The organism is Ulvibacter sp. 2210JD10-4 (assembly GCF_058148525.1).
The window spans coordinates 346,555-360,529 of sequence record NZ_JBYVJZ010000005.1; the positions used below are offsets into that span (position 1 = coordinate 346,555).

The 13,975-nt window shown below is 37.1% G+C and carries 15 protein-coding genes; 3 read left to right on the forward strand and 12 right to left on the reverse strand.

The window, feature by feature from the left end; all coding sequences use genetic code 11:
- Positions 1-3: 3 nt before the first annotated feature.
- The 12 genes from recN to ACY2RT_RS13450 all read right to left on the reverse strand — a co-directional run bounded on the left by recN (position 4) and on the right by ACY2RT_RS13450 (position 11,409).
- The gene (recN, locus tag ACY2RT_RS13395; RefSeq protein ID WP_490156428.1) at positions 4-1,656 is read right to left on the reverse strand and encodes a DNA repair protein RecN; all 1,653 of its coding nucleotides are present in this window, start codon (positions 1,654-1,656) and stop codon (positions 4-6) included.
- A 92-nt stretch (positions 1,657-1,748) separates the two neighbouring features.
- Complete coding sequence (gene porD / locus ACY2RT_RS13400) at positions 1,749-2,639, reverse strand: type IX secretion system protein PorD (RefSeq protein ID WP_490156429.1); 891 nt, start codon at positions 2,637-2,639, stop codon at positions 1,749-1,751.
- The gene (gene coaBC, locus ACY2RT_RS13405; RefSeq protein WP_490156430.1) at positions 2,632-3,843 is read right to left on the reverse strand and encodes a bifunctional phosphopantothenoylcysteine decarboxylase/phosphopantothenate--cysteine ligase CoaBC; all 1,212 of its coding nucleotides are present in this window, start codon (positions 3,841-3,843) and stop codon (positions 2,632-2,634) included. The genes porD and coaBC overlap by 8 nt, the downstream gene beginning before the upstream one ends.
- Positions 3,844-3,847: 4 nt before the next feature.
- Positions 3,848-4,183, reverse strand: coding sequence for a DNA-directed RNA polymerase subunit omega (locus ACY2RT_RS13410; RefSeq protein ID WP_490156431.1), 336 nt, complete (start codon positions 4,181-4,183; stop codon positions 3,848-3,850).
- A gap of 4 nt (positions 4,184-4,187) precedes the next feature.
- A complete protein-coding gene (locus ACY2RT_RS13415; RefSeq protein ID WP_490156432.1) occupies positions 4,188-4,997 on the reverse strand; it encodes an outer membrane protein assembly factor BamD in 810 nt (269 codons plus the stop codon).
- Between the two features lie 135 nt (positions 4,998-5,132).
- Complete coding sequence (gene dapA, locus ACY2RT_RS13420; protein ID WP_490156433.1) at positions 5,133-6,008, reverse strand: 4-hydroxy-tetrahydrodipicolinate synthase; 876 nt, start codon at positions 6,006-6,008, stop codon at positions 5,133-5,135.
- Complete coding sequence (locus ACY2RT_RS13425) at positions 6,005-6,523, reverse strand: DUF6913 domain-containing protein (protein ID WP_490156434.1); 519 nt, start codon at positions 6,521-6,523, stop codon at positions 6,005-6,007. Before ACY2RT_RS13425 ends, dapA begins: the two co-directional genes overlap by 4 nt.
- A gap of 57 nt (positions 6,524-6,580) precedes the next feature.
- A complete protein-coding gene (gene ligA / locus ACY2RT_RS13430; protein ID WP_490156435.1) occupies positions 6,581-8,575 on the reverse strand; it encodes an NAD-dependent DNA ligase LigA in 1,995 nt (664 codons plus the stop codon).
- A gap of 106 nt (positions 8,576-8,681) precedes the next feature.
- Positions 8,682-9,383: an aquaporin Z gene (aqpZ, locus tag ACY2RT_RS13435; protein ID WP_490156436.1), complete on the reverse strand. Its 702-nt coding sequence runs from the start codon at positions 9,381-9,383 to the stop codon at positions 8,682-8,684.
- 100 nt (positions 9,384-9,483) lie between these two features.
- Positions 9,484-10,074: an LOG family protein gene (locus ACY2RT_RS13440; protein ID WP_490156437.1), complete on the reverse strand. Its 591-nt coding sequence runs from the start codon at positions 10,072-10,074 to the stop codon at positions 9,484-9,486.
- Positions 10,067-10,924 (reverse strand): peptide chain release factor N(5)-glutamine methyltransferase, encoded by an 858-nt coding sequence (gene prmC, locus ACY2RT_RS13445; protein ID WP_490156438.1) that lies wholly within the window; start codon positions 10,922-10,924, stop codon positions 10,067-10,069. The genes ACY2RT_RS13440 and prmC overlap by 8 nt, the downstream gene beginning before the upstream one ends.
- Positions 10,925-10,926: 2 nt before the next feature.
- Positions 10,927-11,409, reverse strand: a complete 483-nt coding sequence (locus tag ACY2RT_RS13450; RefSeq protein ID WP_490156439.1) for a GNAT family N-acetyltransferase — start codon at positions 11,407-11,409, stop codon at positions 10,927-10,929.
- A 48-nt stretch (positions 11,410-11,457) separates the two neighbouring features.
- On the opposite strand from ACY2RT_RS13450, the gene ribD reads away from it, so the two are divergent.
- The 3 genes from ribD to ACY2RT_RS13465 are packed head-to-tail and all read left to right on the forward strand — an operon-like array spanning position 11,458 to position 13,975.
- On the forward strand, positions 11,458-12,489 hold the full coding sequence (gene ribD, locus ACY2RT_RS13455) for a bifunctional diaminohydroxyphosphoribosylaminopyrimidine deaminase/5-amino-6-(5-phosphoribosylamino)uracil reductase RibD (RefSeq protein WP_490156440.1): 1,032 nt from the start codon (positions 11,458-11,460) through the stop codon (positions 12,487-12,489).
- Positions 12,486-13,358 (forward strand): EamA family transporter, encoded by an 873-nt coding sequence (locus tag ACY2RT_RS13460; RefSeq protein WP_490156441.1) that lies wholly within the window; start codon positions 12,486-12,488, stop codon positions 13,356-13,358. The genes ribD and ACY2RT_RS13460 overlap by 4 nt, the downstream gene beginning before the upstream one ends.
- Positions 13,358-13,975: an IMPACT family protein gene (locus tag ACY2RT_RS13465; RefSeq protein ID WP_490156442.1), complete on the forward strand. Its 618-nt coding sequence runs from the start codon at positions 13,358-13,360 to the stop codon at positions 13,973-13,975. Before ACY2RT_RS13460 ends, ACY2RT_RS13465 begins: the two co-directional genes overlap by 1 nt.

Sequence of the window (13,975 nt, forward strand, 5' to 3'; positions counted from 1 at the left end):
CACTTAATTCAATAATTCTTTTGCGTGTGCAATGGCAGAATCTGTCATTTTGTTTCCACCTATCATTTGTGCTATTTCAACAATGCGTTCGTCATCATTCAATATTTTTAATCGCGTGGCCGTAACAGCTCCACTGTCTTCTTTGTAAACTTTTATATGATGTGCGCCTTTGGCAGCTATCTGCGGTAAATGTGTAATACTGAATAATTGTGTGGAACTACTCATGGTATTTAAAATCGTTGCCATTTTGTGTGCAATCTCTCCCGAAACTCCCGTGTCAATTTCATCAAAAATAATGGTTGGAAGTTTCTTATACTTTGCCAGGACTGCCTTTATTGCCAGCATGATTCTACTTAGCTCTCCTCCTGAAGCAATCTTCTTTAAAGAGCCAAATGGCAAGCCTTTATTAGCTGTAAAAAGCAATTCTAAAGTATCTGTTCCAGTTTTTCTGAAAGATTCTGAAAGCGTTAATTCAAACTTGAATTTCGCATTGGGCAATCCTAATTCGCCTAAAAAGGCCTCTAGTTTTTCTTTTAATTGCGGAATAGTCTTTTTTCGTTTCTCATATAATTGATTTGCAGTTTGCAAAGCGATTTCTTTACTATCCAATAGCTGCTTTTCCAGCAATGCTATTCGTTCATCCTGGTGCAACGTTTTATCAATTTTTGTTTCCAGATCTTTCTGTATTGCCAATAATTCTTCCACAGTATTCATGGAATGTTTCTTTTGGAGCTTATACAGCATCTGTAATTTATCGTTGGTCTCTAATAATTTTTGAGGGTCTGCTTCAACTTTTAAAATTGTATCTTCAATTGATTCCTGAATGTCTTCCAATTCAATGATCACACTATTCAAACGATCCCAAAGCATATCAAATTCTGAAGAAAACGTACGTAGTTTTCCTAACGTGATTCTGGTTTCCTTCGCTGTATCTAAGGTTCCTATTTGTTCTTCAGAAAATAATTGAATGATCTTTGAAAGCGATTCCTGTATTTCTTCAGTATTGTTAAGTCTCTCATAGATTTCTTCCAACTCATCTTGGTTCAGAGTTTCTAATTTAGCTTCCTTTAATTCGGTGTATAAAAAAGTATTATAGTCTAATTCACGCGTAGCGTTCTCCTTTGTATTCTTTGCTTCCAAAAGTGTCCGTGAAAGGTCATTATAAGTTTCTAATTGCTGTTTATAAGTCCTAAGCAAACTAGAGTTATCAGCAAGAGTATCAATAACTTCCATCTGAAATGTTTCAGAAAACAATGCTAAGGTTTCATGCTGACTATGAATATCTACCAAATGAGGAGCTAAGGCCTGAAGTTGCCCCAAAGTAACCGGAGTATCATTTACAAAAGCCCTGGATTTTCCACTGGGAAGGATTTCACGACGCAAAATAGTATGCGGTTCATAATCCAGATCATTTTCACTGAAAATTGGTTGTAAATAATAATGGTCAATGGTAAACTCAGCTTCAATAATGCATTTTTTTGTAGCATCTTTCACACTACCAATATCCGCACGCTTTCCTAAAACCAATGCCAATGCACCTAATAAAATAGATTTACCTGCACCCGTCTCTCCTGTAATAATGGTCAACCCCGTGCTAAAATCCACACGAATATCATCAATTAAGGCATAGTTTTTTATGGCAAGAGTTGTAATCACAAATAAAATTTAGTCGTACAAAATACTTTAGTTATTGTAGCTTCTAAAGTATAAGAGTTTTGCAACTCCTGCAAGAAAAAAAGATGTGTTATTTAAAACTTGATCTCGGTCCAGCTACCCCGCTTGGTAGGAGCCATTCTATTGAGGTTATCAATTAGAGAAGCAATATCTACTTTAGGTCCTCCACTAAAAATAGCCTGGATTTCATCACTCTTAGCGTCAAAAAAGGTGCGCAATAAGAATGAATTAGGTCTGCGGTCATTAATCCCCTTGAGCCTGGTAATAGCATCTATGATTTTAAGTTTTGCTTCTCTTTGGTTTTGACTCATTAGATCCAAGCCCTGGCGGTGATAATCATACAAAGCAGTATGAAATTCTTTATATACAGAAGACAACATTGCATCATTATAACGGTAACGTGATTGTGCTCCATCTGCCGGCCTCCACCCCTTAAAATTACTGGATGCTGCTGTATTTACAATTTGTTTGGCGACTTCAAAATACGCTTTACCTCCATCAGGTTCGTAGGTATCGGCATCCAAAGCAATAATGGTATATACATGGTATGCAATTACCGAAATTAAGTTAGAATCGAAAGAATTGATATTAAAATTCAGAGGTTGAAATTCAGTATACTTAAAATTGAATTGTCTGTCATTGTAATTATACACCGGACTGTCATAAGTAGAATCAAAAATAGTTCTGGAAGACTGAATCTGAAGTGTTGCCGAAAAAGAATCTCCACTATATTCACTTATAATAATGGACATATTACAATCTATGCGTTCTTGATTCTTATACACCCCATCGGTCCATTTCGTATTGTTTATAAACTCTGTGAGTTGTTGTTCTAAGGTTCTAAATACTTGTTGGTTAGGCTGCCCTGTTTGCTCTGCGTCAATAGTTAAGGTACAGTTAAGCTCTTGTGCGTCTACAGAATATACTGCTACTAAAAATGAAAAAATAAGAAATAATCTACGCATGGAGTTGTTGTATAATATGTTTTAAAATATCGTTTGCTACCTCTGTCTTGGGTTTAACCGAAAAAGGTATCACTTTATTGTCTTTAGTAATCAAAGTTATTTTATTAGTGTCGGTTTTAAAGCCGGCACCTTTATCATTAAGCGAATTTAATACAATTAAATCTAAATTCTTTTTTTTGAGTTTTGTTTTTGCATTTTCCAACTCATTTTCGGTCTCTAATGCAAAACCCACCAACAATTGTTCTTGTTTGATATCTCCCAGTGAGGCTAAAATATCATCGGTTTTTTCCAGTTGAAGTGTTAACGAGCCTTCTTTCTTTTTTATTTTCTGATCGGCTACCTGTTTAGGGCGATAGTCGGCAACTGCTGCACTTAATATAGCCACATCACAATCTTTAAATTTTTTATGAGTAGCATCGTACATTTCTTTTGCAGAGGTCACTCGAATTACCTCAACATAATTATGTAATATTTGTAAATTGGACGGCCCGGAAATAAGTAATACTTCGGCTCCCAGATTCGCAGAAGCTTCTGCAAGTGCATACCCCATTTTTCCACTGGAATGATTACCAATAAAACGCACCGGATCAATTGCTTCATAAGTAGGGCCTGCCGTGATCATGATTTTTTTTCCACGTAGTGGTAACGATCTTAGTATATCTTTTTCTAAAAATGTAATAATGTCTTCGGGTTCAGCCATTCTGCCCTGACCAACCAAACCACTTGCCAATTCTCCATAAGCAGCGGGAATTTGAATATTTCCGAAACCTTCCAAAGCGTCAAAAGTCTGTTGTGTAGTGGGGTGTTTATACATATCCAGATCCATTGCAGGAGCATAGTACACAGGGCATTTAGCAGAAAGGTAACACGCCAAAAGCAAGTTGTCACTGGTGCCACTTGCCATCTTGGATAAGGTATTGGCCGTGGCGGGAGCGATCAAAAACAAATCAGCCCAAAGGGCTAACTCAACATGGTTATTCCATTGGGCATTTTCATTTTCTTCATTGGTAAAGGAAGAAAAGACTTCATTTTTTGAAAGAGTGGAAAGCGTTAAAGGAGTTACAAACTCTTTGGCGGAAGGTGTCATTACAACCTTAACCTTTGCGCCCTCCTTTACCAGCAACCGAACTAAAAAAGCCGACTTATAAGCGGCAATACCGGCAGTTACGCCCAGTAATATTTTTTTACCGCTTAGCACAGACATTTTATTACTTTTCGATTTCTTCGTCTTGGGTATTACGATAGTAGATCTTGTTCTCTAACCATTCCTGTATTGCCAACGCATGTGGTTTTGGTAATTTTTCATAAAACTTAGAAACTTCGATCTGTTCTTTGTTTTCAAAAATTTCCTCCAAACTATCGTTGTAAGTAGCAAACTCATCTAATTTTTCAAGCAATTCTTTTTTGATATCACCATTTATCTGTATTGCTCTTTTGGAAACAATAGAGATAGCCTCATAGATATTATCAGTAGGTGCATCAATCAAATTTTTATCAATAGTTGTAGTATTGATAGGTGCTTCAGAATTTTTAATATCGCTCATAATCCTATTTTAAACTTGTAGTTTCTTTATTTGTGTTCAACCGTTCCTGAATGTCTTCGGAAATCTTATCAGCATCTGCTTTAAGGTCGGTTTCTTTATAATATTTTGCAAAACTATTATAATATCCTTGTGCCGTAACCAAACGTTCTTCTACTTTAGACGGAACACTATTAATAGCTAATTGATAGGCTGCATCCAATCTTCCAAAGAAAGCCTCTTTTCTAAATTGTGACCCTGGATTATCTGCAATAAAATTATCAAATGCTGCAATGGCTGCCTTATAATCTGAAATACGAAGGTACTGTTTAGCAACTTCATACTCTTTATTTTCTTTTTTGTAACGTAATTCGGAAACCAATTCATTGACTCCTATACGATATTCAGAATTTGGGTATTTGTTTATAAAACCCTGTAGTTTCTCTAATGCCGTATCGGTATCGTTTTGGTCTAATGAATAACGTGGTGATAACTCATAATAGCTCTTTGCCGAACGGTAGGATGCAATTTCTACACTATCACTTTTTGGGTACGAAGTTTCGAAACGTTCAAATTGATAGCCTGCCAAATAATAGTCTTCCATATTGTAGAATGTATTGGCATACATGAACATTAGCTTCTCAGCTTGAGGCTTCCCACGATAAGCAGGAACAATTTGCTCCATAAGCTGTAACGCTTTCTTATGTTTTCCAAGTTCGTATAAAGAATCTGCCATAGAAAATTTACGTGCAGTATCATCACCGCGTAATACCTGTTGGTATTCACTGCAGGAGATAAAAGACAAACTTACAAATAGAATTAAAAGGCTCGTTCTCATATATTTAAAAAACATCGTGCAAAAGTAGTGAATAAAACGTGATTATAAAAACTTATTATACCGCTAAAATATTGCAATAAGTATGTGTAATTACTATTGTTTTGAAAAATTTAACTGATAAATTTCTTTTCTGAATTAAAAATTATCCACAAATGTGTCAATTTTTGTTCTTAAAGCATCACTGGCTTCAACCAAAGGAAGACGAACAGTAGCTCCGCAGATCCCAAATTTATTGAAAACAGCTTTGATTCCAGCGGGATTTCCTTCCTCAAAAATATAATCAATCGCTGGCGATATCCTGTAGTGTAGTTGGTACGCTTCTTCTACTTTTTTATCTAATCCTAAGCGTATCATTTCAGAAAATTCCTTTGGAAACCCTTCTCCAATGACCGAAATAACACCGGCACCACCCGCCAAAACCATTGGTAATGCAATCATATCATCTCCCGAGATCACCAAAAAGTCATCAGGACAACCTTCAATCAAACGCATTGCCTGTACTATATCCCCTGCAGCTTCTTTGATAGCTACAATACGTTCAAAATCATTTGCTAAGCGAATCACTGTTTTGGGAAGTATATTGGACGCGGTCCGTCCGGGAACATTGTACAGAATAATTGGCTTTGGAGTTGCTTTCGCTATTGCTGCAAAGTGTTGGTAAATCCCTTCCTGTGTAGGCTTGTTATACATTGGGGAAACAGATAAAATTGCAGTAAAAGGAGAAAGATCACGGGCTTCCAGTTCATCAATAACAGATTGAGTGTTATTACCTCCAATACCAAGAACTAAAGGTAATCTTCCTGCATTTATCTCTACAATTGTATCTATGATCAGTTGCTTTTCGGGCTTGGTCAGGGTTGCACTTTCAGCAGTAGTACCCAATAGCACTAAATAGTCGATCCCATTATCTATATTGAAATTAAAAACTCTTTTCAACCCTTCCACATCTACTTCAAAATTTTCAGTAAATGGAGTGACCAATGCTACACCCGTTCCAACCAATTCCTTCATGCTATTTTATTTAAGATCTTTAAATACTTTTTTAATTCTGCTTTAAACTCGGTTACTTTATCTGGTTGTATTTCAATAATTAAATCATACAATCGCGGATCTGCCTTTTTTACACCTACTTTAAATTTTGCTTTACTGGCAGAAACCATTAAATCCAAAAATTCATTCGCTCCTTTATAATATCCTATTAAAACATCAAATGGAACATCCAGAAATTCCTGCGCATTTTGATTATGAATTTCACCTTTCCAGGTAAAATCTTTGTTGTGTATTTGGTTTTGGCGCAATGATGGCAATTTCTTCTTGGACTCTAAAAAGGAGAATACCTTCACATCTTTGCGTTGTATACCTAACGTTGCAGAAAAATCATATAATTCTTCAAACTCCTGGAACTCACTTTCGTCCACTAAAAACCCAAGTCGCGTTAATGGTTCATTTACTTGTGATAAATCACGTTGCCGAATATTTTTTTCGGTGAGTTTTTGAAGTGATTTCTGTTTTATTTTTTTGAACATGGCCCCCAAGCAACTTGTTTCACAAAATACGTATTTCGAGTATTTTTTTGTTGAAGTTCACAAAATCATTTGTAAAAATTCATCCTCTGTAATAATAGGAACTCCAAGCCCTTCTGCTTTTGTTTTTTTACTCGGCCCCATATTCTCTCCCGCAACAACATAACTTGTTTTACCTGAGATAGATCCGGAAACTTTTCCTCCATTATCCTCGATAAGTTTCTTTAATTCGGTACGGGAAACTTTTGAAAAAACGCCCGAAACCACGAAGGTATTTCCCTGCAATATATCGGTTTGATTGGCTAGTTTTTCTGCCGAAATTTCCAATTGGACACCGTAGTTTTTCAATCGTTCGATAATTTCCCTGTTTTTTTCTTCGGAAAAGAATACAACCACACTTTTGGCTATTCTATCACCTATTTCGTCAACTGTGATCAATTGTTCTTCTGAAGCTTCCGCCAGAGCATCGATCGTTTTGTAATGCTTTGCCAGTTTTTTTGCAACGGTCTCCCCTACATAACGAATTCCCAGTGCAAATAATACACGCTCAAACGGAATTTCTTTTGAAGCTTCTACTCCGGCAACTAAATTCTCAGCACTCTTCTCTGCCATACGTTCTAACGGAATCAACTGTGCTTCAGTTAGTTTGTAAAGGTCTGCATAATTATATATCAATTGGTTATTGACCAAAAGTGCTACTGTCTCGCCACCCAAGCCTTCAATATCCATAGCTTTCCGAGAAATAAAATGCTGAATACGCCCTATGATCTGTGGCGGGCATCCTTCCACATTGGGACAATAATGCTGTGCTTCTCCTTCTTTTCTGATTAATTTAGTAGAGCACTCAGGGCAATTTTCAATATACTGTGTAGGCTTCGAATCCCTTCCTCTCTGCATAAAATCTACTGCAATGATCTTCGGAATAATTTCACCTCCTTTTTCCACAAATACGGTATCCCCTTCTCTAATATCCAACTTTACGATCTGGTCTGCATTATGTAATGATGCACGCTTTACAATAGTTCCTGCAAGTTCTACCGGTTCTAAATTTGCCACAGGTGTAATGGCTCCAGTACGTCCTACCTGGTACGTAATCTCATTGAGAACAGTAGCTACCTGCTCTGCTTTAAACTTATAGGCCATTGCCCAACGAGGGGCTTTTGCCGTATACCCCAGTTCTTCCTGTTGTTGTAAATCATTCACTTTTACAACCACACCATCCGTTTCGTAAGGTAGTTTATGACGCTCTACATCCCAATAATTGATAAACTCCAATACCTCATCAATATTTTTGGCCAGCTTGGCCTCTTTTGGAACTTTGAAACCCCATTGCCGTGCTTTTTCAAGATTTTCAAACTGGGTTTTTATAGGCAATCGTTCCCCTTTGATGCTGTATAACAAGCATTCCAGTGGACGCTTTGCTACTTCGCTACTATCCTGTAATTTTAAACTTCCGGAGGCAGTATTCCTTGGATTTCGGTAGGGTTCTTCACCAATGTCAATTCTTTCGGCGTTCATTTTCTCGAAACCGGCAAAAGGTAAGATGATTTCGCCCCTTATTTCAAAATGTGATGGATAATCACCTTTGAGCTGTAGTGGTACAGATTTGATCGTTTTTACATTGGTGGTTACATCATCTCCCTGAAACCCATCGCCACGTGTCACGGCTCTTAGCAGTTTTCCATTTTCGTATGTAAGACTCATGGAAGCGCCATCATATTTAAGCTCACAAGTATAGGTTACATCTCCATCTACCAATTTTTTAATACGCTTCTCCCAATCTTCCAGATCTTCTTTAGAATATGAATTATCGAGGGAATACATTCGATAGGTATGGGCTACCGTTTCAAAATTCTTGGTCACTTCCCCTCCTACCCGAAGTGTAGGTGAATTGGCATCATAGAACTCCGGGTGAGCGGTTTCCAGGGCTTGAAGTTCTTTTAGTTTTATATCGAATTCGTAATCAGATATGGTAGGATTATCCAATACGTAATAATTATAATTATGTTCTCGAAGCGCTTCGCGGAGTTGGTTGATCTGCTGTTCAATGTTCATACAACAAATATAAAATTCCTAGCGAAAACCTAAGGGCTTTAAAGAACAGTTTATAAACAAAAAAGGCCTCATAACTGAAGCCTTTTAACTAATATATTTATTAAAACTAGTCGTCCAAAAAGATCTTTCGTACTGCCGCAGCAAAGAGTCCGCCTGCAATAGGTGCTACTATAAATAACCACAATTGGTCCAATGCCATTCCTCCCGCAAATAAAGCCGGTCCCAAACTACGTGCAGGATTTACAGAAGTCCCTGTAATAGGGATCACTACTAAATGAATCAATACCAAAGTGATACCAATAGCCAATCCGGCCATTGCAGGAGATGCATTTTTTGCAGTGGTTCCAAAAATGACCATTAAGAATAAAAAGGTAAACACAAATTCTGCAATAAGAGCCGATTTCATGTCATAAGCCCCTAAATAACCTTCTCCCCATCCATTGCTGCCTAAGCCCCATTCGGGCATTACAAAACCTGTTGTTCCGGTAACCAATACGTATAGAACACCAGCTGCTGCAATGGCTCCTATACATTGTGCAATTATATAGCCCAGAGTATCTTTTCCGGATAGTTTTCCGGCTGCAAGCATGGCAATAGAGATCGCCGGATTAATATGGCATCCGGAGATAGGTCCAATGGTATATGCCATGGCAACTACTGCGAGCCCAAAAGCCAGGGCGATTCCCAATAAACCAATTCCGGCAGGGCCGGTACCGGACACTCCGGCAATTGTGGCTGCCCCACAACCAAATAAAACCAATGCGAAGGTGCCAAGCCCTTCAGCTAAATACTTCTTTGTTGAATTCATACATTATAAGTTAATTGTTAATGACTTAAATGTACCTAAATATGTAGTTTGGGTTTAAGTTTTGTTAAAAAAAGAGCAGAAATAGTTGATAACTTGAATATCAAGTTCTCTCTTTTGTAAGCCAATGAGGGATATTGGGCGCTTTGAAGGTTTCCATTTTTTGAAGTAGTCCTTCAACTGTTGAATCGATCAAAAGTAGTTCATAATTTTCCATAGTAACAAAGCCCTTACGTACCATTGTTTCTAAAAGCTGCAAGAGATCGTCATAAAAACCATTACAGTTTAATAGCCCTATAGGTTTTGTATGCAGGCCCAATTGCAACCAGGTAAGTATCTCAAACAATTCTTCCAATGTACCTATACCACCCGGTAAAGCTATAAATCCATCACTTAGTTCATGCATTTTCAACTTACGCTCGTGCATATTTTCTGTAGTGACCAACTGTGTAAGTCCCAGGTGTACTACCTCTTTCTTCTTAAGAAATCCGGGGATAATACCAATGACCTTTCCATTAGTTTCTAAAACCGTTTTAGCTAAAGTCCCCATTACGCCAATTTTGGCAGCACCATAGACCAATGTTATATTTTGTTTTGCAAAAGTCTGCCCCAACTCTTTTGCAACATCTGTGATTCCCTGATCATTTCCATCGCTACTTCCACAGAACACACATATGGTACCGAGTTTATGCATTTTTTTTAGCTTTAATCATTCTGTTTTTTCCAAATATATCTTTCCTGATCTCTATCGACATGAATCCTTCTGCCCTAAGCATTTCCTGCATTTCCTTACTAAGATACTCATTAATCTCGAAGTACAGCCATCCGTTAGGGGTTAAGCCTTTTTTTGCCAGTACTATAATTTTACGATAAAAAATAAGCGGATCGTCGTTACTTACATATAGTGCCAAAGAAGGTTCGTACTTTAAAACGTTATCTAACATCGCTTCCTTTTCCAGTTCTCGGACATATGGCGGATTAGAAACAATAATGTCATATTGCCGGGAAAGAACTTCGGTTTTGAGGATATCTTGCTGAAAGAAATTTATTGCTACTTGATTTAAACGTGCATTTTGAGAAGCTGTTTTTAAAGCCTTTTTTGAAATATCTAAGGCAGAAACATTAATATCCGGAAGGTTTTTGGCCAGAGAAATTGCAATACAACCGGAACCGGAACCTATATCCAGTAGTGTCCCGGTTTTTAGACCTTGTGCTTCAATATCCTTGAGTATCCAGTCAACCAATTCTTCGGTTTCAGGGCGAGGAACAAGTACGTGTTTATTTACTTTAAAAGGTAAGCCATAAAATTCTGTCTCACCTATAATATGTTGAACAGGTTCAAACTGCTTCAGCCTTTGAATAGCTTCAACAAATTTTGAATACTCTTCTTCAGAAATATCTTTTTCAGATTGCAAGACAGTTTCTAATCTCGTAAGTTCAAGAATGGTTTCAGAAAAAATTGTAAAAAAAGATTGTACTTCTTCCTCGGGGTACAGTTTTGAAAGTGCTTTGGTAAACTCTTTTTTTAATACGGAAAGCTTCAAAATTATAATTCTTTTATCATATGTACCCCACAGGCGTAATGTCCTGTATCACCCATAGGTCCGTCTAAATACTGAAAGCCGTATCGTTTGTATAATTTTTGGGCGGCCTTCATGTAGGACATGGTTTCCAAATAGCATTTTTCATATCCCAAATTACGGGCTTCATCTAAACACGCATCTATCATTTTCGTACCCAGACCTCTTCCTCTAGCCTGTGGCAGAAAATACATTTTCTGTAATTCACAAACATTACCGTCATAATTGTCCAATTGTGCCACACCACCACCGCCTATTACCATTCCATTCTCTTCCAGTATATAATATGTGGCTCTGTTATTATAAGTTTCATACATAGCATCCAAAGCTTTATCTGCATAAGCCGTACCCTCTTTAGGAACTCCAAAATCGTCTAAAACACTTCTAATGATACTGGCAATCTGAGGATTATCTTTTTTTTGAATAGGACGAATTATAGGTGCACTCATCTAACTAATTACTTGTATTTTTACAGTGTGAAGATAAGCCAAAAATATATGTCTCGCTGTATCCAATTAGCAAAAATTGGCTTGGGAAACACCTATCCAAACCCTTTGGTTGGGAGTGTAATTGTTCATAACGATACCATTATCGGAGAAGGTTGGCATTATAAGGCCGGATTGCCACATGCTGAAGTAAATGCTATCTCTGGTGTACAGAATATGGGCCTTTTAAAAGATGCTACCATCTATGTCTCTTTGGAACCTTGCAGCCATTTTGGTAAAACTCCGCCTTGTGCAGATCTTATTATCTCTAAGGGAATTAAAAAAGTTGTGATAGGCAGTAAGGATCCCAATCCAAAAGTTGCGGGAAGCGGAATCCAAAAATTGAAAGATGCCGGGTGTGAAGTTGAAGTTGGAGTTCTGAAAAAAGAGTGCGATGATTTGAACAGGCGTTTTTTTACTTTTTATCAAAAAAAACGCCCGTATGTTATTTTGAAATGGGCACAGACTTCCAATGGGTTTATTGCTCCTTCCGAAACTCTTAGAAATTCCGAAAAGAAACCTGTTTGGATCACCAATACCTATTCGCGCCAATGGGTTCATAAAATGCGTGCCGAAGAACAGGCCATTTTGGTGGGAACTACCACAGTATTAACTGACAATCCAAGTTTAACAGCCCGTGAATGGGAAGGAAGTTCACCTATAAGAATTGTTATTGACAGGTCCTTAAAAACACCTGAGAATGCTTCAGTATTTAATAATGAGGCTAAGACGATCGTTATTACCGAAAAGAAGACCAAAAACACAGAAAATATTTTATTTGAAGTAATAGATTTTTCCGAAGATATTGCCCAACAAATTTGTGATATATTATATAGTTATAAAATTCAATCTGTGATCGTGGAAGGGGGTACAAAAACATTACAAACATTTACCAATGCAAATCTTTGGGATGAAGCATTTGTATTTACAGGTTCCATCAAGTTTAAAGAAGGTATAAAAGCTCCGGTGATCTTAAATCAGTTGATTTCTGAAGAAATAATAAAAGGAGATATATTGAAACGTTATAAAAACCCGAACCTTTGATATATTTAATACTTAGCGTAGCATCTTCAGTCATTATTTTTGTGACTTTCAAATTATTCGGCAGGTTTAAGATCAATACGCTTCAGGCAATCGTTGTTAACTATATTGTAGCATGCATTAGTGGACTAATTGCTTATGATGCTCCTGTCTCTTTTTCGGAAATAACCTCACACGGGTGGTTTTACTTCACATTAGGGCTTGGTGCTTTATTTATTGTTGTTTTCAATTTAATGGCACTCACTACACAACGCAGTGGGTTGTCCGTGGTATCTGTAGCGACCAAGATGAGTGTGGTGATCCCCATTATTTTTGGTTTGATATATTATAAGGAGAGCTTAGGTATATTAAAACTAATAGGTATTCTACTGGCTTTGATCGCTGTATACCTGGCATCAATAAAATCCAACAGAAGTCTGACCATTAGAAGTAAAGACCTTATTTTCCCACTATTGGTTTTTATAGGTAGCGGAATTATAGATACCAGTATTAAGTTTTTAGAAGATGCCTTTGTTGCCAAGAACGATGTTGCATTGTTCTCAGCAACCATATTTGGTGCAGCAGCAATGGTAGGTGTCTTTGTCCTTATCTATTTGGCATCACGTAGCAAGCTTACAATTGAGTTTAAAAACATATTAGGCGGAATTGCACTGGGAATCCCTAATTATTTTTCGATCTATTTTTTGGTAAAAGCGCTGCGCAGTGGAATTCTGGACAGCTCCGGTATCTTCACTGTTAATAATGTTGCCATAGTTATGGTTTCAACACTAATGGGAATTATTTTATTCAGAGAAAAATTATTGCCAAAAAATTGGCTGGGGATTTTACTGGCAGTAATAAGTATCTTTTTGGTAACCCTGTCAGGAATGTAATGGAAGACCAAAAAGATACATATAAGACAATTACAAAAATTTCTTCCGAAGTACTCTATAAAGACCGTGGCAGTAAGTTCTTTGGTAATGCATTTCCTGTTAGAACTGAGGATGAAATAAAACAACATATTGAAAAATTAAAGAAAGAACATTACAATGCAAGGCATTGGTGCTATGCATGGCAACTTGGTAAAAATTATGAGAGCTACCGTGCAAACGATGACGGAGAGCCTTCCAATAGTGCAGGAATGCCTATTTATGGACAGTTACAATCATTTGATGTTACGAATGTTCTAGTGGTAGTGGTTCGTTATTTTGGAGGAACTAAACTAGGTGTTGGAGGATTGATACAAGCATATAAGACTGCTGCACAAATGGCTTTAGAAAACTCAACCATTGTAGAGAAAACTATTGACGAATCCTTTTTTCTGAAATTTGACTATCCGGAAATGAATACGGTTATGAGAATTCTGAAAGATGAAAACCTTTCCATTGCCAATCAAAAAATGGAATTGAATTGCGAAATGGAAATCTTGGTGCGAAAAAAAGATGCAGAACGAATTTTTAAACTTTTTGAAGCTACTTATAAAGTGAATATAAAAAAGTCAAAATGCTAG